15 protein-coding genes and 1 pseudogene are annotated in these 21,375 nt (G+C 42.7%); 8 read left to right on the top strand and 8 right to left on the bottom strand.

The features are described 5' to 3' along the window. Positions 1-237: 237 nt before the first annotated feature. The 4 genes from BW947_RS00175 to fkpA form a co-directional block, all read right to left on the bottom strand. The gene (locus tag BW947_RS00175; RefSeq protein WP_076496226.1) at positions 238-480 is read right to left on the bottom strand and encodes a YgjV family protein; all 243 of its coding nucleotides are present in this window, start codon (positions 478-480) and stop codon (positions 238-240) included. An 82-nt stretch (positions 481-562) separates the two neighbouring features. After that, a complete protein-coding gene (locus BW947_RS00170; RefSeq protein ID WP_076496223.1) occupies positions 563-1,000 on the bottom strand; it encodes a PaaI family thioesterase in 438 nt (145 codons plus the stop codon). 345 nt (positions 1,001-1,345) lie between these two features. Next, a complete protein-coding gene (exeM, locus tag BW947_RS00165; RefSeq protein ID WP_076496220.1) occupies positions 1,346-3,958 on the bottom strand; it encodes an extracellular exonuclease ExeM in 2,613 nt (870 codons plus the stop codon). A 583-nt stretch (positions 3,959-4,541) separates the two neighbouring features. Beyond that, positions 4,542-5,312 (bottom strand): FKBP-type peptidyl-prolyl cis-trans isomerase, encoded by a 771-nt coding sequence (fkpA, locus tag BW947_RS00160; RefSeq protein WP_076496217.1) that lies wholly within the window; start codon positions 5,310-5,312, stop codon positions 4,542-4,544. 154 nt (positions 5,313-5,466) lie between these two features. Between fkpA and BW947_RS00155 the strand changes: the two genes are divergently transcribed. The 6 genes from BW947_RS00155 (at position 5,467) to pepN (ending at position 12,211) form a co-directional block, all read left to right on the top strand. After that, complete coding sequence (locus BW947_RS00155; protein ID WP_076496215.1) at positions 5,467-6,417, top strand: WD40 repeat domain-containing protein; 951 nt, start codon at positions 5,467-5,469, stop codon at positions 6,415-6,417. Between the two features lie 9 nt (positions 6,418-6,426). Continuing rightward, the gene (locus BW947_RS00150) at positions 6,427-6,639 is read left to right on the top strand and encodes a SlyX family protein (protein ID WP_076496214.1); all 213 of its coding nucleotides are present in this window, start codon (positions 6,427-6,429) and stop codon (positions 6,637-6,639) included. Positions 6,640-6,702: 63 nt separating this feature from the next. Then, entirely contained in the window at positions 6,703-7,260 is a 558-nt protein-coding gene (def, locus tag BW947_RS00145) for a peptide deformylase (protein ID WP_076496213.1), read from the top strand. Then, positions 7,260-8,663, top strand: coding sequence for a COG3014 family protein (locus tag BW947_RS00140; RefSeq protein WP_076496212.1), 1,404 nt, complete (start codon positions 7,260-7,262; stop codon positions 8,661-8,663). The genes def and BW947_RS00140 overlap by 1 nt, the downstream gene beginning before the upstream one ends. Positions 8,664-8,732: 69 nt before the next feature. Continuing rightward, positions 8,733-9,326 carry a penicillin-binding protein activator LpoB gene (gene lpoB, locus BW947_RS00135; RefSeq protein WP_208606960.1) on the top strand — a complete coding sequence of 198 codons (594 nt, stop codon included), beginning with the start codon at positions 8,733-8,735 and terminating at the stop codon, positions 9,324-9,326. 251 nt (positions 9,327-9,577) lie between these two features. After that, positions 9,578-12,211, top strand: coding sequence for an aminopeptidase N (gene pepN / locus BW947_RS00130; RefSeq protein ID WP_076496211.1), 2,634 nt, complete (start codon positions 9,578-9,580; stop codon positions 12,209-12,211). Positions 12,212-12,256: 45 nt separating this feature from the next. Here pepN and BW947_RS00125 read toward each other — a convergent pair. Further along, positions 12,257-12,477: pseudogene (locus BW947_RS00125) on the bottom strand (IS4 family transposase); the annotation flags it as partial. Positions 12,478-12,766: 289 nt separating this feature from the next. On the opposite strand from BW947_RS00125, the gene BW947_RS00120 reads away from it, so the two are divergent. Continuing rightward, entirely contained in the window at positions 12,767-14,659 is a 1,893-nt protein-coding gene (locus BW947_RS00120; protein ID WP_076496210.1) for a methyl-accepting chemotaxis protein, read from the top strand. Between the two features lie 151 nt (positions 14,660-14,810). Here BW947_RS00120 and BW947_RS00115 read toward each other — a convergent pair whose 3' ends face one another. Further along, a complete protein-coding gene (locus BW947_RS00115) occupies positions 14,811-16,247 on the bottom strand; it encodes a sensor domain-containing protein (RefSeq protein ID WP_076496208.1) in 1,437 nt (478 codons plus the stop codon). Positions 16,248-16,575: 328 nt separating this feature from the next. On the opposite strand from BW947_RS00115, the gene BW947_RS00110 reads away from it, so the two are divergent. Beyond that, positions 16,576-17,472, top strand: coding sequence for a DUF72 domain-containing protein (locus tag BW947_RS00110; protein WP_076496206.1), 897 nt, complete (start codon positions 16,576-16,578; stop codon positions 17,470-17,472). Between the two features lie 81 nt (positions 17,473-17,553). On the opposite strand, the gene BW947_RS00105 is transcribed toward BW947_RS00110, so the two are convergent. Together BW947_RS00105 and BW947_RS00100 are read right to left on the bottom strand one after the other, a co-directional pair. Further along, positions 17,554-19,023, bottom strand: coding sequence for an inorganic phosphate transporter (locus BW947_RS00105; RefSeq protein ID WP_076496203.1), 1,470 nt, complete (start codon positions 19,021-19,023; stop codon positions 17,554-17,556). Between the two features lie 226 nt (positions 19,024-19,249). Next, positions 19,250-20,935 (bottom strand): OpgD/OpgG family glucan biosynthesis protein, encoded by a 1,686-nt coding sequence (locus tag BW947_RS00100; protein WP_076496201.1) that lies wholly within the window; start codon positions 20,933-20,935, stop codon positions 19,250-19,252. Positions 20,936-21,375 lie beyond the last annotated feature (440 nt).

The following is a 21,375-nucleotide window of genomic DNA, read 5'->3' as shown; positions in this document are numbered from 1 at the left end:
TCTCCTTGGCGGGCGACGTGTTGTCGATGGAGCAAGAATAGATAATCACCGCAAAACAATAAAGCGATTAAAGTAGATTCAAACAATCTACAAATAAGATTAAACATTGTTACGATAAGACAATTAAACGATGGCGTAAGCTAAGCTGCCCCAGAGCTGCGATAAGCGACTATCGAAAATCAAAGGGGCTGGTTAGGGGCTGGTTAGATACGAGCAAACAGAAGGTATAGATTGGGGTTAATGAGCGGGTGAGTCGGTTTCACGGTAAAGCTTAATCAAATAATACGCATCAATTAATACGATAAAAAAGTTAACTAAGGCAACGGGATAAGCACTAATTGCGATACCATACGCCACAAATAAAGCTGCGCCGATGAGATTCCACCAGCGTAACTTTTTGATGTTTGACATCATCAGCGAAATTGCCACTACTACCGAAGCTAAATAACCAATCCATTCCCAAATTGTTGCACTATCCATAGCGAATCCTTAATCAGATGTTATTTAGATCAAACGATTGATACGCTACTCACACTACTGGCAGTAGGCTAGTCTATTGCGTTTAGCGTTTAACAACCGCTGCTGTCATACGAGAAATACACGTCAATTCACCCGCACTGTTGTGGATTAAAATTTCCCACACTGAGCTACGTTTACCCAAATGGATAGGCTTAGCTGTAGCCGTTAATACGCCATTACGAGAAGCACGTAGATGGTTGGCGTTAATCTCTTGTCCAACACAATAATATTGTTCAAAATCAACCGCAAAATTTGCAGCATAACTGGCAACCGTTTCAGCAAGAGCAACATTCGCGCCGCCATGCACTATGCCCAAAGGATTATGTACCGCTGGGCTTGCTGGCATCGTTGCCTTTAAATAATCGTCACCAATCTCACTAATTTCTATCCCTAAGGTCTGCATTAATGTGCCTTTACCACTCATCCCAGCGTCTAAACGCACACAATCTTCTAAGGTGATGGGTCTAAACCAAATACTCATTGCAACTTCCTAGTCAATAAAACCAATCTGCAGTTTACTGCGAAGTGGATGAAGTTCAACTTATTTACTTTATACTCATGTTATTAACCTTCATGTTATTAACCTAAGTGTAAAAGCGACTCAAACTGACTAGGGCTGCAACTACCTACAGTGGCTAAATCAAGCTAAAAGAGACCTAAATCACCACGGTATTTGATATGCCAAGCCTATTCAAAATATATTTGTCCGGTGTCATTAATACACCAATATCTAAAAATAAGGCGTTAAAAACAATAAAAAAAGGATGGTTTCCCATCCTTTTTTATCAGTTTAGCTCACAAATTTACCTTGTGAGCACAAGCCAGCCTAACGGCGGCGACGCTGCAAACCAAACAAGGATAGTAAGGCTAAGCCTAAGTAGCCCAAAGCACCGCCATCATTTTTAGGTTTAGGTGTCGGTGTGGGGGTCACAACAGGGGCAGGATAGCTTAAGGCAACAATCACAGGATCGTGATCTGATGCCGAGAAAGCATTTTCAGATTTGGCCAACTTACCAGAGAACTTTTTACCATATTCAAACAGGTTAGATTCTACTGAGTTGATGTGCCAATCCTCAATATCCACTAAACGATTAGCAAGGCTAGCATTAGCTAAAGCGTGGTCTAAGTTACCTAACTCACCGTTATAGCTGTAAGAATATGTGCCTACGCCATGAGCTTTAGTGTTGAGGTTGATCAAGCCATAACCTTTTTCAATCTTACTACCTTGGCGTTCAAACACTTTGCCATCAAGCGTCGTCCAAGAAGCCGTCATGATGTCACGATCTGACTTGCTCGCATCAAAGTCAGTCAGCACTCGGATTGGATCTTCCATACCGTAGGCGTTCATATCACCAATCACCAGTATATCGCCCTTAACGTCTTTTAGCGTTTCACCCAACACTTTAGCCGCGGATACACGGAAAGCATTACACTTGCCCTGTTGATCGGCTGGATCAATTGAGTCTTCGAAATTAATCCAATCTTCTAAGCATCCTGAACCTTTAGATTTGAGATGGTTAACAACAACAGTTAAGGATTCGTTATGGATCTTAAATGCCTGCGCTAAGCTGTGACGTTGGTAAGCATCGTTACCCGGATTTACCTCAGCTTTATCATCTTTAGTGCGCGTGACAGAACCAGCACTAGCATGTTGTTCAGGGGTTATAATCGTTTGGGCTGCGCCCGCTAAGGCCACTTTGCCGCCACGATATAACATGCCGACGGTAATCGCGTCAGTACCAAAGTATTGACCGTCATATTTATCGGCATCTGCAATTTCAACAAAACTATAAGCATTTTCAGGCGTTTGTTTGTCATTCAGCGCATCAACCAAATCCTTAATCGCGCTTTTTTCGCCAAAACCGTTGTTAGCAATTTCCATCAAACCAACAATATCGGCGTTCATGGCAGTAATTGCGCTAACAATTTTAGTGCGTTGCAACACCATTTCTTCAAGCGTTAATGCGCCACGATTGCTACCAGATGGATTGGTGTTGCCACCATCGACATCGTTAAAAAAGTTCAACACGTTAAAGCTGGCAACGCGAATATCACCTTTAGTCGCAACGCTGGGCGCATCGGTTCTGTCATCACCACGAATAAAATCACCCGCTGTAATTTTGTTAGTTGCCACTAAACGATAAGCGCCGTAGCTATAACCAATAACACCCTGCAGATTAGTCAGTTGATCGCCCACACGGATGTAACCCGTTTCCACGTTGAAATCGGGGAAGTATGGGATCTCGCCATCGGCAGGTTTGTAATCGGACTCAATAAAAAGTTGGTTTTCGAGGTTAGACTTAACTAACGCTGTCGCTTCAGCAGAAAGTGCAGGGTATAACTGTGTTGGTTTCATCAAAGGCGCTTGATAAGACACTAACATGTTGTTGCGGCTACCTGCATAGTCAAAGCTAAAGGTACGGCTAATCTTAAGATCGCTACCCGCATCTAACACAACATTCATACCTTCATAGCGCTCTAACGCTTGGGCTAACGTTTCACCATCGGCCACATAAAATGGTACTGGGGCAGGAACATCACCTTTAGCGCCGACTTCAAATTTTTTATCGGCCTTAATATCGATTTGAGTTAAGCCAAAGTATTCTTTTACCTTACCCTGTACGCAAACTTCGACTCCTGGTTGAATCGATTCAGGTACGGCTTCACCTAAGAATACAAATACGCCATCGGAGGTATACGGTGAGTTATCACCCTTAACTTCTTGTAAATAAAAACCTTTAAATAAACTTTCGCCGCGGGCAGTAACTACGCCGCGCACAGTCACTTCAGCTTCAGATTCAAATACTCCTTCAGAAACATACGGGCTAGACTCGCCCGCACCTTGCACTTGATATATAGGCACAATTTTAGCGCCAGTGCAGCTAAAGACGGGAGTTTCTGGCTCTGCCGGCGTGTCTAGTGAACCTAAACCGGAGAAGGTATCTTTAGGTAATTGTTCCCACTGCGCCGCGTTGAATACTGTATTGGCGATTAATGAATCTAACTTACGCTTTAGGGTAACGTCTAATCCCCAACCGACAGGAGTTGGCACATCGCCAATAATATCAACAATTGCATCATCTTTAAGTAGAGCAACGGCATCACCACCATTAAAGCTTAAACTACCAGAGTAACTATCTACGCCTTGAGGAAGCGTAATTGCGCCAGCCGTATTTAAAATGACTTTAGTGGATTTAGATTTGATCGATTGACCATCGAGTGCCACCATATCTGATGCTGTTGTTGCACCATCTTTATAACGGACCAGTTTATAACCTGTAAGATCAATTGCCGTATCGCCGCTGTTATAAAGTTCAATTGCTTTGTTATTTGAGCTGCCTTCAACATACTCGGTAATCATCACATCGGCGCTTGCCATCATAGGCAAAGCCGCCGCGACAGCTAAAGAAACAGCCGTTAATTTTTTAACATTTTCCATATTACCAACCCCATTATTACAATATTACCGCTAACGTTCTGTTAACGTGCAAAGGGATTATTCCAGAGTTGGATGTGAAAAAACAGAGGTGCAGCTCGCACATTACAAACGTAACATATTGATGAGTAAGTTGTTATGCGCAAATACTTGTTCATAAAACAGAACAACATAATAAATTAAAAACATTAACTATGTAAAAACAATCAGTAAGCAAAATACATGTCGGATAAAATCTGTCGTTGAATACAACAAATTATGAACAACATTTTGATATGATATTTTTAAGACATTATTCGGTATGGGGTACTTATTAATAAATAAGAAACAGGATACTTTAGATACATAAAAAATATCATTAAAGCTTAATTTAGTGTTCATTATCTTGAAATATAATTGCAATTAACACTGATGGCGATATGTTTACTGCAACGGTAATAAATAAGAAATGAAACATTATAAAAGTCTGTAAACCCGTTAATTCTAAGTATTAAGTTAAGTCAGAATTCTGATAATTATTTTTAAAAGACAAAAAAATACCGCCCATTAAGGAGCGGTATTATTAATGGCTATATTATATGGCCAATTATTTTTTAGCAGGCTCAACAGCAGGTTCAACGGCTGCTTTTTCAACTGACTTTAATTCAACTTCAAAAATCAGTGTTGAGTTTGGTGGAATAGTACCAGTATCGCGATCACCATAAGCTAGGCTTGATGGGATAACAAACTTAAACTTAGCACCAACAGGCATTAACTGAACGCCTTCTGTCCAACCAGGAATCACGCGATTTAGCGGGAACTTAGCCGTTTCGCCACGCTTGTAAGAGCTATCAAACTCAGTGCCATCGAGTAAAGTACCCACATAATCCACTTCTACAGTGTCTTCAGCTGCTGGCTTTTCGCCCGTTGCTGGCGTTAATACTTCATATTGCAAGCCCGACTCAGTGGTAACAACACCAGGCTTCGCTTTATTTTCTTCTAGGTATTTTTTACCATCTTCAATATTTTTTGCAGAAATGGCAGTAGCTTGTTCCTGACGCTTATCGTTTAGTTTTTTATCTAAACTCTGAAGAATGGTTTGCATATCTTCTTCAGTTAATTTCAACTGGTCATTCAAGCCATTAGTGAAACCAGTGACAATTAAAGTGCGATCTACTGGTAGACCTAACTCTTCTTGCTCTTTAATGTGACCTGACATGTAGCGACCGATTGAAGCGCCGACACTGTAAGCTTCTTTTTGCGCTTCTGTCGTCAACTCAACATTAGCACCAGCACTTTCTGTTTTTTCTTCTTTATTACAAGCAGATAGCCCAATAATGGCCAATGCTACTAACGATAATTTATAAATCGATTTCATTAAAGCTTCCTCAGCATCCTCAAGCGGTTACAATAACCTAAGCGCGACAACTTTATCCTAATTATCTCGGTTATACCAACTAGATTCTTTACGGGTTAACAGTGATTAATCTCACTTGATCAACTATAAAGACAGCAACTTAGGGAGCAAGTTCATGAAGAAAAACCTACTGCTGGTAATTTGTACGGTTCTTCTTGCTGCTTGTCACCCCAAAGCAGAAGATATTAGCGTGCTCACCACAGAACCAAGCTATAGCGCTAGCTTGTCAAGTAATGGGCAATTTGCCCTAGTTGCAACCCAAAGTAGCGGAGTGCAATGTTGGGATCTCAATACTCATACACTTAAATACCAATGGATACATGGCAATATCAATACCGGAGTCACTGGCACAGCAATTTCTCCCAATGGGATATTTGCCGCGTCCTTAAGCCGAGATTCTGTCGCTATGTGGAAAATTGCCGATGGTAAATCTTTAGGTTGGTGGTCTTTACCTTCATCCGGTGAAAGCGTCGCAATAGCAGACAATGGTGCGCTGCTTATTGGTTTAAGCGATGGTTCGGTTATATCGCTCAATGCAGCCCAAAGTGCTTTAATCCAATTTCTTGGTCATAAAGATCGCGTTAATAGCGTGGCACTCTCCGCAGATGGCCGTATAGCATTAACGGGCTCAAATGATATGCAAGCAATCCTTTGGCAAGCACAAACCGGACAACCGTTACATACCTGGACCTTAGACAGCCGTATAACCAAAGTGGCACTTAACGATAGTGGCAGTTTAAGCTTTATCAATGGCAGCACCAATGAAGCAAAAATTTGGGATAGCGCTAGTGGTAACCTTTTAAATAAACTGGATATTCAGCGCCGGCAAATGAACTTTTCGGCGGTAAGGTTTGTCAATCAAGATAGCCAAATACTCACAGGAACCCCCGCCAGAGAAGTGATACTCTGGCAACGAGATACCGGTAAGGAAATCGGCAAATGGCAGATTTCACTTACTAAAAACAGCCAAAGTCGAGGAGCCGTTGTATACTCAGTAGCAATTAGAGATACCAATAAAATCGTTAGTATCAGTAGCCAAGGCTTAGTTGAAACTTGGCAGCAATAGAGGTTAGTCATGCAAGGCGTACAAACACAGATTGAAGAGCTAGAAACTAAATTGGCTTTTCAGGAGCTCACCGTCGAAGAATTAAACCAAGAAGTGATCAAGTTAAATCGGCTCGTCTCCCATCAGCAGCACCAAATTCATATGTTAATTGGTAAGTTGCAAGACATGGAGCCGAGTAATATGGCCACTCAGGCTGAAGAAACGCCGCCACCACATTATTAACCTAATACTGTTAGTGAAGACTTTGATTAACAGGCGGGCAACGCAAAATATCCAGGGAATGCGATGTTTACATTTTTAAGACCCACAGCTCCCGTTTTATTACCCATAGCGTTAGTGGGTGAAGACATTCTCACGCAACGGGCCATCACGGTGCAACACTTTGACGCGGCGCTTACTGAGCTTGCCGAGCAAATGTCTGCCAGTATGACCGCGGCCCAAGGTGTTGGCATTGCAGCCCCGCAAGTACACAGCCCTTTAGCCCTATTTATTATGGCTTCACGCCCCAACGAGCGTTATCCCGATGCACCGAACATGGCGCCTGTGGTGGTGGTTAATCCGCGCATTGTTTATGCTTCGAGTGACTTAGTCGACGGGGAAGAGGGTTGCCTGTCTGTGCCTGGACAAAGATTTAGCATACAAAGACATAAAACCATTGAAGTCCGTTATCAGAATTTACAAGGCGAGTGGCAACAGGCAGAATTAACTGACTTTATTGCACGTATTTTTCAACATGAATTCGATCACCTTCAAGGGATCACTTTGCTTGAGCGTTCGCGGATGCCAGAACAAACACACACTTTGTCAGCCCAACCTACTACCGTAAAAGGTGAAGCACAATAATGAAACTGTCCTTCGTTACCCCTTTATGCCGACCTTTTACAGCGCCAGTATTAACGCTAGGTTTAGTATTAGGCTTATCAGGATGCGCTTACAACAGTATTTTTATTAATTATCCTGCACAAATTGAGCCGATTAAACAGCAACTTAATAGTGCAACTCCATTGGCGGATATTGATAAACTAACAAGTAATATCACAGGTAAAGATGGCCTACTCTACGCCCAAGAAGCTGGCCGTATAACCCAAGTAGCAGGTGACTTTGCGCGCAGTAAACAATATTACCAACAAGCGGTCGATGCCTATATCGCCTTTGATGATAAAGCCAAAATTAGTGCTAGCGGCATTGGTGCCACCGCAAGTAGTTTAGTGTTAAACGATAATGCGATCCCCTATCGAGGTCCTGGATATGAACGTATTATGTTGCATCAATATCAGGCACTTAACTATTTGTTTAGTGGCGATTATCAAGGCGCTTTAGTTGAGGTTCGTCGCAGTAACGAGCTGCAAAGTAGCGAGCAAGAGCGCTATCAAAAATCACAACAGTCAGTGCAGGCCATGGCAAACGGCACTATCGATGCCGAAGTGAACAAGCTAGGTCAGGCGGCGGGGACAGTGACCAGCTCCTTCTTAAACGCCTACAGTTATTACACTACCGGCCTGCTGCATGAAGTGTTGGGCGAGCCTAATGATGCTTATATCGATTATCGTAAAGCCGCACAAATCACTCCCGATAATACTTATTTACAACAAGATCTTGTGCGCCTAGCTAAGCAACTTGCTATGCCACAATATGATGAGTTTAAACGCCGTTGGGGTGATGCTAAGCTACCTAATCCACAAGATGGCCAAGTTATTTTGATGGTCGAGCGTGGCTTTGTGCCCGCAAAACAATCTCTCACAGTACCCTTTACCATCCACGGCAACTGGCAGACCGTGTCGTTAGCGACTTATATGCCAAACAATACTTTTGTACCAGAGACGCAAGTACAAGGCTTAGGTACAGTGCTGAAAACAGAACCAATTGCTAATATAGATGCGTTAGCTATCACTGCACTGAAAGAAGAACTGCCCGCCACGTTAGTGCGCCAAGTGGCTCGGGTGTACGCTAAGTCGGAAATGGCATATCAAGTCGAAAAAAGTGGCAGCCCTGGTAATAATGCCGCGAATATCGGAAGTATTGCCATGCAGATTTTTAACGTAGTAACGGAGCAAGCTGACCGCCGTAGTTGGTTAACGCTTCCAAAACAAGCACAAATCGGGCGGCGTTATCTAAACGCAGGTGAATACACTTTGCAGATAGATAAAGCGCCACCGGCAAAAATTGATGTTGCAGCAGGCAAAACCACTCTAGTCTGGGCAATTGATACTGGTAATTACACCCGTATTTATTCAATAATCATCTAGTCTAGCGCAAGATGAATTTGGATAAGACGCGTGTTATTGGGTTTATACAATCACAAAATGGAACTGACTATGAAACAATTTAAACTGATTTTTGTGCTGGCTGCGGTGATCGGGCTGGCTGCATGTCAATCTAAAGTTGAGTATGGCGATGCCACCGAAGTTGAAACCGTCAACGAAAACTTTGGCTCAACCGATCTTCAAGCTATTGCGGCCAAAATGGTCGATAGCATGATGACATTCCCACCGATTGTGGCAATGACAGCCAACAATCGCCCGATTCTGTTCGTCGATAGCATCAAAAATAAAACCTCTGAGCATATCGATACCGAATCAGTGACCGACTCTATCAGTAACAAACTATTACGTTCAGGTAAGTTCCGTTTTATCGATATGACCAAAGTAGATGCCGTTCGTAAGCAGCTAGATTACCAAAACAACACTGGCATGGTTGATCCCTCAACCGCTATTAAGTTTGGTCGTCAAATCGGCGCTCAATACATGTTATACGGCAATTTATCCAGCATCGTTAAGCAAGACGGTAGCACTAAAGACGTGTACTACAAGATGACAATGCGTTTAATGGATTTAGAAACAGGCTTAATTGAATGGTCTGATGAAAAAGAAATCCGTAAAACAAAGTCTAAGTCTTTCTTGGGCTTATAATTATCTTATCGAACTCAATACTGCAGGTATCGAGTTTTCACAAAGCCAGCTTAAATGCTGGCTTTTTTTTACATATTTAACATTGGTTATCCTAGGTAAATAAGGTAGTGTACTCGGCCAAAATACCCTGCAATGATGACGCTATAAATTACCCCTGCTGCCAGCTAAGGGCCCACCTTAGCCATGCAAGCTTGTGTGATAGCGAACGCTCACTCTGCAGCTTAAAAATCAATTTTTGAAGGATTTAAGTTGTGAACTTGTTTAAAGCCAGTTTGGTTGCCCTTACCTGTAGTGTATTAATGTCGTGCGCAACGCATAGCACGCTGAATACCGCACCGCGCGATACCAGTGCTTATATCAGTCAATATCAGGCGGCACTTCGCTCACAGCTCATTTCAGATGTTCGTTATGAACTGGATTTTAAACTCACGGGTGAGGCTGAGTTTTCTGCCACGTCAAAGGTCACATTTAGGTTAAGTGAAGTCCCAAAACAGTTAAGCCTAGACTTAAATAAAGCACAGATAAAACGATTTTTAATCAATGGCACAGCGATATACCCCAACTATAATGGCGCCTACATCAGTTTAAATACGCGTCTACTAACCTCGGGAGAAAACACTGTTGAGGTGCAATTTACCCGCGCTCACAGTACCAACGGTGAAGGTTTACATCGTTTCCAAGATCCGGTAGATGGCAAAGTTTATCTTTATTCTCATTTTGAACCCGCTGCAGCTCAACAGATGTTTGCGGTGTTTGATCAACCCGATATCAAAGCTAACTATCAAATTACTGTCACCGCCCCTAAAGACTGGCAAGTGATTAGCTCAATGCGTGAAACACAAGTCACTCCAGCAGGTGCTTATAACCGCTGGAGCTTTCCTGACACGCCTAAACTGAGTCCATATAACTTCTCGATGCACGCTGGCCCCTACCATGTGTGGCAAGATAATTCAGGTCGTTATCCAATGCGTTTATTTGCCCGTGAATCAGTGGCAAATCAAGTGACACCACAAGATTGGTTTACCTACACTAAACAAGGGTTAACTTTCTTTGATAACTACTTTGGCATTGCTTACCCGTTTAAGAAATACGATCAAATTCTAGTACCAGACTTTCTCTATGGCGCCATGGAAAACGCAGCCGCAGTGACTTTTTCTGAAGATATTTTCCTGCATAAAGCGGCGATGACAGCCGATCAAAAGCAAAGTCTTGCTGGCGTTATCATGCACGAAATGGCACATCAATGGTTTGGCGATCTCGTCACCATGAAATGGTGGAATGGTCTATGGCTTAATGAAAGCTTTGCTTCTTTCATGGGCACACTCGCGACTCAAGAAGCAACTGAGTTTACTAATGCGTGGCGTAATTTTTATGCCACCGGTAAACAAAAAGCCTACGAGCAAGATAGCCTAGTCACCACTCACCCCATTGAAGTGCCTGTCGCGACAACCCAAAATGCCTTTGATAATATCGATGCGATTACTTATCAAAAAGGCGCATCAACACTAAAACAACTGCGCCACTTGCTAGGCGATATGGTGTTTCGCCGTGGCGTAAGTAATTATTTAAAGCAATACAGCTATCAAAATGCTGAATTAGACGATTTTATCAATAGCCTCAGTAAAGCCGCAGGCCGTGATTTAACCGCGTGGACTCAAGAATGGCTCTATAGCGCTGGTGTCAATACGATTAAAGCGGAATACCGTTGTAATGGTAACCGCATTAGCGCGTTTAGTCTGGTGCAGCTGCCAGCAAGTGCTGAACTGCCCACCTTGCGCGAACAAAAAGTTCAAGTGGCCCTGTTTACTCAATCACGTTCTGGCTTGAGAAATGACATTACCGTGCCTGTGACTTACAAGGGCAGCCGTACTGAAGTCAGCCAACTGGTTGGCGAACGCTGCCCTGATTTAGTGTATCCAAACTTTGATGATTGGGGTTTTGTCAAAGTAGAGCTCGATAAAAAATCCTTTAAAACTGCTCAGCAACAACTGAGTAATGTATCAGATCCACTGCTGCGTTCTATGCTATGGCAAAGCCTGTGGGACAGTGTTCGCGAGGGGAAATTAAGCCTAGAACAATATCTCAGTACTGTTTTTGTCAACGCGCCAGCAGAGTCTGATTACACTATCGTCGGTCAGATTATTGATAGCATGTTGCGCTCAAAGGAATATTTAGCGCAAATTGCACCGATTCAACAAAATTACGCTGAAAATGCCATCAAAGGCTTAAGCCAAATGAGCCTGAGAAAGACGATGGAAAGTAAAGACGATAATGACTTTCAGCGCCGCTGGTTTAATGCCTATGTCAGTTTAGCGAGCGATAGGGATTCACTGCGTCATTTAGCGCAGCTACTGGACGGCGATACCAAAATTAAAGGATTAACCTTAGATCAAGATTTACGTTGGGCAATCATTATTCAACTGAATCGTTATGATTTCCCCAATGCATTGCAGCGTTTAAACACTGAAGCTGCAAAAGATAATTCTGATGCAGGCGAAAAAGCGGCACTTGCTGCAGAGGTTATTCGCCCAGAGGTTAGCGCAAAACGTCGTTGGTTAAGTAAAGTCCACCAAGACAGCTTGCCCTTTGCTAAACAACGGATTATCATGGCCAACCTTTATCCTGCAGAGCAAAAGCTATTAAGTGCTGCAACCACTGAAGAACGCCTGTCGAGCTTAAACGATATGGACAAAAAAGGGCCGGTATTTATGCGCAACTACGGTTACAACCTGATCCCTACAGATTGTAATTACACAAGTATTGCAGCATTAAATAACGTCCTCGATAGTCAAACTGGATTATCGAATCTCGCTCGCCGCACTTTACTCGAGACCCGCCAAAAAGAGCAGCGTTGTGTACTCATAAAAAATACTATGGCTCACTAAAGGCCATACCCTAAAGAAGAAGCTCTACCAAGTAATGCCGTTCACTTAAAAGTGTACGGCATTTTTATTTGGTCTAATTGGATACTTTTTTTGCTCATTTTAAGCACTCTTGGATAAACCCTTTCCCGTTTACCATCCAACTTAAATTGCAGTGCATTGTGTCCTATATCCAATACGTCTCACAGGACACTCCCCGGCGCTTGTGATGGCAGTTGTGCCAGTTTGAAGATGATATGACTCGCAGCATCCCGAAAGCTCAGTTGATGAATGATGTTTGATGAATGATAGAAATACAGCCTTCAGTGCTGTGTCATTCTCCATAACATTTACGTTATTTAAGACTATATTGTATTTGAGGAAATAACTGGCTTTACTGTCGGCTTAATCTCTGCCTCTCTAATCTAGGTTATCAGTATATAAGTACTGAGGATTAGACACCGTTAAATCAAGGTTATCCGTACTGGAACATCTCATTCATGGCTAATGTTTTTGTGATTACAGTCGCTATACTATAACAAAGCCAAAATGATAACCAAATGTTAAAGGTAATGAATTATGCAAACAACACTCAAAGCAAGACTGCTGTTAAGCAGTCTTTTTGCAGTACTGCTCACGATTGCAGTGCTAGTCAGCATATCCAGTTATTTCATTAGAAATAATGCATTGATAAATACTCAAAACGAGATTGATCAATTAGCCAATACTTTTGCGCAAGGGATTGGTTTATGGGTACAAGATAGAAAGACAGCCATAACGAGCTTGAAGAAAACTATCGAAGCAAATCCTAATACTGACGTTACACCATTTTTACTACAAGCCCATAATGCTATGGGCTTTGCCCTCACCTACTATGGTGACGAGCAAGGTAATATGTACCGCCAAGATCCAGCGCTATATGTAGCAAATTATGACCCTAGAGTTCGGAGCTGGTACACAGATGCAAAGGCTGCTAATGCGACAATCATGACTGCCCCATATATCAGCGCAACATTAAAAAAACAAGTTGTCACTATTGCTGAGCCAGTGATGACTGCGGGGAAACTAATAGGTGTTGCAGCGGCTAACTTAACCATAGATCAGTTAACAGATGCAGTACAACGCTTAGAAGTACCAGGTAAAGGTTATGCATTGATGGTTGATAATAAAGGACTTATCATCAGCCACCCTAATAGTCAGCTAAATACTCAACAACTGACTAAAATTGATGATAATTTTAGTAACAGCTGGTTAGCACTGCGTACCAATGCCAACACTATGGAAGAACGTAACCTCGATGGGGCGACTAAATTAGTCTATGTAGCAGCAATTCCATCAACGGATTGGGCGCTAGTATTCGTGATGGATAAAAAAGAAATAATGACACACGCCACGACATTAGCTTGGTGGATGTCTGCCGTGGGTATCGCTCTTTTAATACTATTTGGTTTAATTTTATTCGCTATATTCAAAGTACAATTTAAAGACCTCGAACGCGTTGCTCAAGCCCTCAATGACATAGCCGAAGGTGAAGGTGATTTGACCGTGCGTATTCATACAGCAAACAAGCACGATGAAATTGGTATGTTAGCATCGGGCTTTAACCGCTTTGTCGAACGCCTTCACGGCATGATCTCTCGCATGCATAAGATTGCAGGTCAACTCGAGTATCAAGCCAAAGGCAGCAGTGCATCGGCAACCGATAACAGCCAGCGTATTGAAGTACAACAGGATGAAGTGACAATGGTAGCCACCGCCGTGACCGAAATGGCCAGCGCAACCGAAGAAATTGCCAGCAATGCAGAGCATACAGCGCAGACAGCACAAAATGCGGTTGGGCTGTCAAATAATGGTCATAAACAAGTCGCCCAAAGCCAACTATCCATCCGTAATTTAGCCAGTGAAGTTGAAACTGCTGGGCGTATTATTGGTGAGCTGAATGAGCACTCACAAAAAATCAACAGTATCTTGCTGACTATCAGTGGTATCGCCGAGCAAACCAACTTACTCGCACTTAATGCAGCCATTGAAGCCGCACGAGCAGGTGAACAAGGTCGTGGCTTTGCAGTAGTTGCAGATGAGGTTCGTGTACTGTCACAGCGCACTCATTCATCGACACAAGAAATTCAGGCGATGATCGAAACCTTACAACAAACTGCAGCCAAAGCCGTTAAGTCTATGACTCAGAGCCATGAAATGGCAGAAACTAGCGTGAATGATGCCAATTCAGCCAGCGAAAGTTTAATACTCATCAGCAAAGCGATTAATGATATTTCAGATATGGCTAGCCAGATAGCAACAGCAGCGGAAGAACAAACTTCGGTCACTAGCGAAATTAATCGCAATACTGAGTCGATTCGTGAGGTATCGGAAAACCTTTCGATTGAAGCACAAACCTCTATGGTCCAAGCTCAAGAACTAGCACATTTAGCTGCGTCACTACAGCAGGAAGTGAATAGCTTTAAGCTTTAAAGCAAGACGCTACCTGACCGCTAGTATAATAATACCCGCGAATGTCACTGATATTCGCGGGTATTTAATTAGTGACGTTATGCTTTTTAACTCTTAGTTGTTAAACGATAAAATGGTTCTAACCCAATAAATTACCTAAATAAATTGGGGCTTAATTCATTTTAGCCGCGACTTCATCGGGAGCATCAAAGTCAGAACGAACTGATTGAGACATCACATGTACGGTTCTTAATCCTTGATAGCCCATTTCAATTCGATTTCCGCCATTCTTTTTTGCTTTATACATAGCTGCATCTGCACAGGAAAGTAACTGCTTTTCATCCAAGCCATGCTCTGGATACAAGGCAATGCCAATACTTGGCAGTATGAATTGCTGTTGTTCAGCAAGTTCAAAAGGTTGATTCAATGCTTGTAATATTTTTTGAGCAGCAATCAAAGTATTCTGAGCAGAGTCAACACGTTCGAGTAAAATAACAAACTCATCCCCGCCAAAACGTGCAACCGTATCTGTGCCCCTCACACAACTCACTATCCGCTGGGCTGTTTCTTGCAGTAATAAATCCCCTACGCTGTGTCCAAAGGTGTCATTAATCCATTTAAATTTATCTAAGTCCAAATAAAGCAAGGAGAAGTAACTTGATTCTCTATGAGCGCGATATAACGCCTTTTGAAACCTATCATAGAAGAGCTCTCTATTGGGTAACTGTGTCAGTTGATCATAAAGTGCAATATGCTCTAGCCGGGCAAGCATCTGGCGGCGCTCAATAGCAAAGGCAATTTGTGTCGATACAAATTCCAATAGTTCACGGTCTTGATGGGTATAAGAAGCAGAATCAGGCTCACTATGCATCATCAAAGCACCAATAACGCCTTTTTGTAGTTTTAACGGCACGCCTAGCCAGCTTAAATTGTGACTATCGAGCTCCTCCTGCATCATCTCGGGATAGCCAGCTAAACATGATGGACACAGTAATAATGATTCTGCACTGTGGATAACTTGCTCTGTGAATACACAAAAGCGACTAATATCAAGATGTACATTTTCTTGGGCCATCACTTTATAGGGGAAACTGAGATCGTTTAAATCTTGATCATACAATGCGATAGCAAAATTTGTAGCCGGTAGGAGTTTAGCAATAATTTCGTGAATTCTGCGATATAGCGCAAGGAGATCTTCTGCAACATGCACGGCTTCAGAAATCTGGTATAAGGCGGTTTGTCTGCGCTCTGCATTTCTATTTTTAGTGACATCTCTGGCAACGGCTACCCGCTGTTGGTAAGTCTCAGACCAACGGGCAGACCATAGAATATCAATAACAACACCATCTTTACGCACATAACGGTTTTCAAAATCGACTTTAAATCGACCTGCCATAATTTCATTAGCCGTTGCAAGGGTGCGCGCTCTATCCTCAGGTAAGACAAGCTCAAGCATTTGCATACCGACCATTTCGTCAGGAGTATAACCAAAGATACGCTCGGCCCCAGCACTAACAAACTCAAATCGTCCCGTTTTATCAACAACACAGATAGCATCTAAAAGAAGGTCTATAAAATTACTTAAGGAAGTGTAGCCATCATTATTCACACAAGGCTCCAATAAATATCGATAACCAGCTAAATCTAATAATAAACGTAAATCATACTATTAGAGTAGGTTAATTATTTAAATCATTCCATGATAGTTCAGCTTAACTTAAACTAAATTCACAATAATCTGAACAAATGTACTGACGGATAATGTATAGCTGCCCGCTTAAGCTTAAATGAAATAATGTTAGCAGCATAAAACCAGATGATAACAACTAGGTTAAATCTCAACATTCCACAAACGCTAGTTAGACTGAAGGAATTTATTTTTGGAACAACGCTTTTCTTCCTCACATAATCCCACAAATTTACGCCTTGGACTTGCTATGTGGTCACACCCTCATTGGCAAGAGAGTATTTATGGCCAAGGGGTTAAGCAGGCTGAAAGGCTCGCACGCTATGCAACTATTTTTAATACTGTAGAAGGTAATACCAGTTTTTATGCTACGCCAGCACAGAAAACCGTGCTGAATTGGAACAGTGCCACGCCCGATGATTTTCGCTTTACCTTTAAGCTGCCGCAAACGATTACGCATCAAAAACGATTACAATATTGCGCCCAAGAATTAAAAGACTTCTTTCAAATTATGGCGCCATTAATCGACAAAACCGGCATGTGGAAAATTCAACTCCCAGCACATTTTGGCCCAGAGTTACTCTCAGTGCTGAGCCAATTTTTAGAGCAAGTCCCACAGGGATTGACCTATGGTGTTGAGGTGCGGCACCCTGCTTTTTTCGCCAAAGGTGATGCAGAGCGAGAACTGAATCGATTATTAATAAAAAAGAAGGTCAATCGTATCATCATGGACAGCCGCCCACTCTTCGCCTTACCACCGAGTAACGTAGCTATTATCGATGCCCATAAGAAAAAACCGCGAGTTCCGGTGCATGCTATCGCGACCGCTAATCACCCTGTAGTACGTTTTATTGGGCAACCTGACGATGCCGTAGCGCAACTATCACAGCAAGGTGTTAGTGCTTTACCCAAAGATAACGATGTCTTTTTCGATAATTGGCTAGCCCAACTGCCGCAGTGGCTTAAAGAAGGACGAGAACCCTATCTATTTATCCATACGCCCGATAATCACCACGCGCCCGAACTCGCGATTCGTTTATATCAAAAACTGCGAAACCAAATTGCAGCACAAATTCAACTCGCCGAGATAAACCTGCTTGAGAAAAAACCTGAAGATACTAGCGCGCAGATGGGACTCTCTTGGTAAACCTCTAAACCAAAACGCTAAACGCTAACGCAGAAAATAGTGTTAGCACTTAGTATCGAACGAGATGACTGGATAAATGAACTAGCCAAAAAGTGTATTGGCGAGAATAAACACTCCAGCAGCAAGCAGCATAGTAATGGGTAACGTGAGTATCCAAGCGAGCATGATTTGCTTAATCGTTTGACTCTGCAAACCCGAACGATTTGCAACCATAGTGCCTGCCACAGCAGAGGACAAAATATGCGTTGTCGATACAGGCATCCCCGTTAAGCTTGCAATGCCAATCGAGGCCGCTGCGGTTACCTGCGCAGCAATACCTTGGCTATAAGTCATACTCGATGAGCCAATTTTTTCTCCAACGGTATAAACGATGCGTCGCCAGCCTACTAAGGTGCCACAACCCAGCGCTGTCGCAATGGCAATGATGACCCAAAGAGGCGCATATTCAGTGGTTTTAGTAAGGTCTTGACGCCACTTAGCTAACGAACGTAAATCTTTAGCAGGCAGATCTAATTTTGCGACTTGGCGAGCAGTATCATCAATACAGAGTAATAACCGTCGCACTTCTCGTCGTTCTTCTATGCTCATGTCTTTATAAGTCGAGACTTTGGTTAAGTGATGGTCGAGTCGTGACATCGCAGGCAAAACATTGGCCGAAGAGCAATGGGCTAACATATTGTCGGGGGCATTTAAAGTAGCATTAAAATCAATCACCTCAGCGATAACCGCTTGATTGCGATCGTAAATCGCCATAATGCGTCTATTCGCATCTTGCGTTTTTTCCAAATCGTAGGCTTGGCTACCCATATCCAAAGCGAAATAAGCTGGCGCAACACAAATAAGCACCAGCATCACTAAGCCAATGCCTTTCTGCCCATCGTTAGAACCATGGGCAAAACTTACGCCCATAGCAGAGACAATCAAACTTACCCTTGCCCAAAACGGCGGATGTTTTTTGCCATTGATTTGTATCTGTTCATCTGGGGTGCGATGAATTTTATGTTTCTTCCAAATCAATTTCATCACGAGCAGGAATATCGCGGCCATCACAAACCCTAACGTAGGAGAAATGATTAAGGACAACATGATTTGTGATGCTTTAGAAAGATTAATGCCTTGTAGAATAGGTAGATGGTTCATCCATGCAAATGCCCCACCCACACCCATAATCGAGCCAATCAAGGTATGAGAGCTCGATGCCGGAATACCAAAATACCAAGTACCTAAGTTCCAGATAATGGCCGAAAATAACAACGAAAACACCATCAATAAACCTTGGCTAGAATCCATACCCAGCAAAGAGTCTACCGGCAGTAAATGCACTATCGCATAAGCAACGCCTAAGCCGCCTAACAACACACCAGCAAAGTTACATAATGCAGAGGAAACAACAGCGAGGTTTGCAGGCATAGCTTTGGTATAAATAACCGTTGCCACGGCATTGGCTGTGTCGTGAAAACCATTAATAAATTCGTATGCCAATACAAAAAGGACCGCAAGCACTAATCCCACTGACCAGCCAAAACCGAGTGTAGCGAACATCTCAAACATAAAATACTGACCCTAAATGGTAACGGCTACAGATTACGCCCAAGTTTGGCTTCTGTTACAGTGAAAAATGATTTAAATAGTCAAAAAGTGAATTAGCCCTCAATAATTCAGCGCTAAACTTGCAACAAAACAGCGTCTCTTTGCACCGTTAAACACCAAGTTTATTATTAAAATAAAAACGTCAGCTAAGTTAGCTGACGTTTTAGGTTATTCACTTATCGATTATTTATTGCAGATGACCTGCGTTATGTAGTTCACGGTCATTTTGAGCAGGTGGACTCCATTGATACATCCATGTCTCAGACAACGGCTGACCATCAACTTCTAAATACACTCGTAAATTGATCGGCTCAACGCTGTCATCTGGCGGCACTATGTCAAACATCGCGCGGTAACCATTGATAGACGCCAGCGGGCGCGCTGATTCAATTTCTACTTTGCCAGCAGAGGTACTAATCATAGCTTTAACCTGGGTGTCTTTACCTATCATAGGTAAAGTACCACCGGCAAAATCTACCACAAAACGTTTACTGTAGTATTTTCGTTTCTGACCAACCACACCACCAATGCCAGTGAAAGTATCGACAACACGAGCGCGGGGCGATTGTACTGGTGGAATGCCGCCCCAATACATGTTGTAGCTATACAGCAATTCTTGTCCTGGTAAAATCGGCTCTGCCGGATTCCAGAAAGCCACTATGTTATCGAAGGTTTCATCCAGCGTAGGGATTTCAACTAACTGCACAGAACCTTTACCCCAACTACTGGTCGGCTCAATCCATAAACTGGGGCGTTTATCATAAAACACGCCGTCGTCTTGGTAGCGATCAAAGTTACGATCACGTTGTAGTAAACCAAAACCTTTTGGGTTTTCATCACTGTATGCATTAAATCGCAGATTTTCTGGATTACCTAACGGACGCCAAATCCATTCACCGTTACCTGTGTGCATAGCTAAGCCATCAGTATCATGAATTTCAGGACGCCAATCATAGCCAGTGCGGCGATCATTCTCACCCACCATAAACATACTGGTCAGTGGCGCCACACCTAAACGTTCGATGGCTTTGCGTGGATACACAGCAACATCAACTTTCATTTTTAAACGTTCGCCTGGCTCGATATCAAAGCGATAAGCTCCTGTAACACTCGGCGAATCTAACAAGGCATATACTGTAGTAATATTCGACCCTGGTTTAGGTTTTTCTAACCAAAAGTCAGTGAACATGGGGAACTCTTCTGGCTTAGGCATCGCCGTATCTACCGCTAAACCTCGAGCAGATAGACCATATTGCATCTCTTGGCCCACAGCGCGGAAATAACTAGCACCGAGGAAAGCCACAACATCACGCTCCCAATCGGTATTGAATTGCATACGGAAACCCGCAAATCCAAGATCTTTAGGTAACTGACTGCCCTTGACCTTTGACTTACCGTAATCAAACATCGAAGGCGAATAGTCGATGGGTTTCGCCTTGCCTTCATTTAACTCATAAATATGAATTGGCGTGTCAAAATACAGCCCAAGGTGAAATAGCTCAGCGCGAAACTGAGATTCTTGATCACGCCATAAGGCGGCTTTTTTCTTGAAATGAAATTGTTGGTAATCATCCCAGCTCATGCCTTGCAGGCTTTTAGGCAATTCGCCTTTATGGCTCTCATAGGGTTGTGATGCCATAGTTCGGGCATAACCTTTAAGCCAAGCATAACTAAACTCTTCACCTTCTGGCGATGCTTGTTTGCCCGCAGCGCAAGCTGAAAGACTTAGTAATACACTACAGGTTAACAATACGCTGCCAACCATACGCTGCAAACGGCCGCGACGACTAGAGGATTGAGCTTCAATCGACGATGCTGTCATCATCGATTGCGGATAAACATTTTTTTGTTCGAGAAATAAGTTGGGTTGCATAAGCAGACTCTGAATTGGTGTAACTTCCTGACACTTCTCTGCAAGTTTAACTAATTTGCAGCGATAGCCCTATGGAGAACTGTTGATGACAGCAGTAACAATACAGCTATCGGCAGCAATTCACCAGAATCTAACATACTTTCTATTGAATGGAATATGTGATGTTAGCTATTTTCAATATTGATACTTATTTATGAAAAGAGAATTAACAAACTTAACGTTTTTTCAGCACAAAAACTTATCATACGCAAAGATCCTCACTCGTCATTAAAAGCTTGTCACAGCCAGAGTAGGCCTATTACTTTTCTTTAGCTGAAATCTGCAACATGACGATAAGCCAATCCAAACTGGTGCACTAAAAAGCTGTTGGGTCTAGCAATGGGAAAAAATAAAGGCTGCAAAATGCAGCCTTTATTTATACTAGCTCAATTATTAAATAA

Origin of the sequence: Shewanella morhuae (assembly GCF_900156405.1) — a bacterium.
Classification (GTDB): domain Bacteria; phylum Pseudomonadota; class Gammaproteobacteria; order Enterobacterales; family Shewanellaceae; genus Shewanella; species Shewanella morhuae.
The sequence above is the reverse complement of the archived record's forward strand: the minus strand, read 5'-3'. Positions and strand labels throughout refer to the sequence as shown.

What these genes read in the sequence shown, in the direction of transcription:
- lpoB (WP_208606960.1), top strand. Translation starts at nt 8,733, where the DNA reads ATGAAACAATTTAAACTGATTTTTGTGCTGGCTGCGGTGATCGGGCTG.
- BW947_RS00110 (WP_076496206.1), top strand. Translation starts at nt 16,576, where the DNA reads ATGTGGTCACACCCTCATTGGCAAGAGAGTATTTATGGCCAAGGGGTT.
- BW947_RS00140 (WP_076496212.1), top strand. Translation starts at nt 7,260, where the DNA reads ATGAAACTGTCCTTCGTTACCCCTTTATGCCGACCTTTTACAGCGCCA.
- BW947_RS00120 (WP_076496210.1), top strand. Translation starts at nt 12,767, where the DNA reads ATGCAAACAACACTCAAAGCAAGACTGCTGTTAAGCAGTCTTTTTGCA.
- BW947_RS00105 (WP_076496203.1), bottom strand. Translation starts at nt 19,023, where the DNA reads ATGTTTGAGATGTTCGCTACACTCGGTTTTGGCTGGTCAGTGGGATTA.
- BW947_RS00175 (WP_076496226.1), bottom strand. Translation starts at nt 480, where the DNA reads ATGGATAGTGCAACAATTTGGGAATGGATTGGTTATTTAGCTTCGGTA.
- BW947_RS00100 (WP_076496201.1), bottom strand. Translation starts at nt 20,935, where the DNA reads ATGCAACCCAACTTATTTCTCGAACAAAAAAATGTTTATCCGCAATCG.
- BW947_RS00155 (WP_076496215.1), top strand. Translation starts at nt 5,467, where the DNA reads ATGAAGAAAAACCTACTGCTGGTAATTTGTACGGTTCTTCTTGCTGCT.
- BW947_RS00150 (WP_076496214.1), top strand. Translation starts at nt 6,427, where the DNA reads ATGCAAGGCGTACAAACACAGATTGAAGAGCTAGAAACTAAATTGGCT.
- BW947_RS00170 (WP_076496223.1), bottom strand. Translation starts at nt 1,000, where the DNA reads ATGAGTATTTGGTTTAGACCCATCACCTTAGAAGATTGTGTGCGTTTA.
- def (WP_076496213.1), top strand. Translation starts at nt 6,703, where the DNA reads ATGTTTACATTTTTAAGACCCACAGCTCCCGTTTTATTACCCATAGCG.
- fkpA (WP_076496217.1), bottom strand. Translation starts at nt 5,312, where the DNA reads ATGAAATCGATTTATAAATTATCGTTAGTAGCATTGGCCATTATTGGG.
- exeM (WP_076496220.1), bottom strand. Translation starts at nt 3,958, where the DNA reads ATGGAAAATGTTAAAAAATTAACGGCTGTTTCTTTAGCTGTCGCGGCG.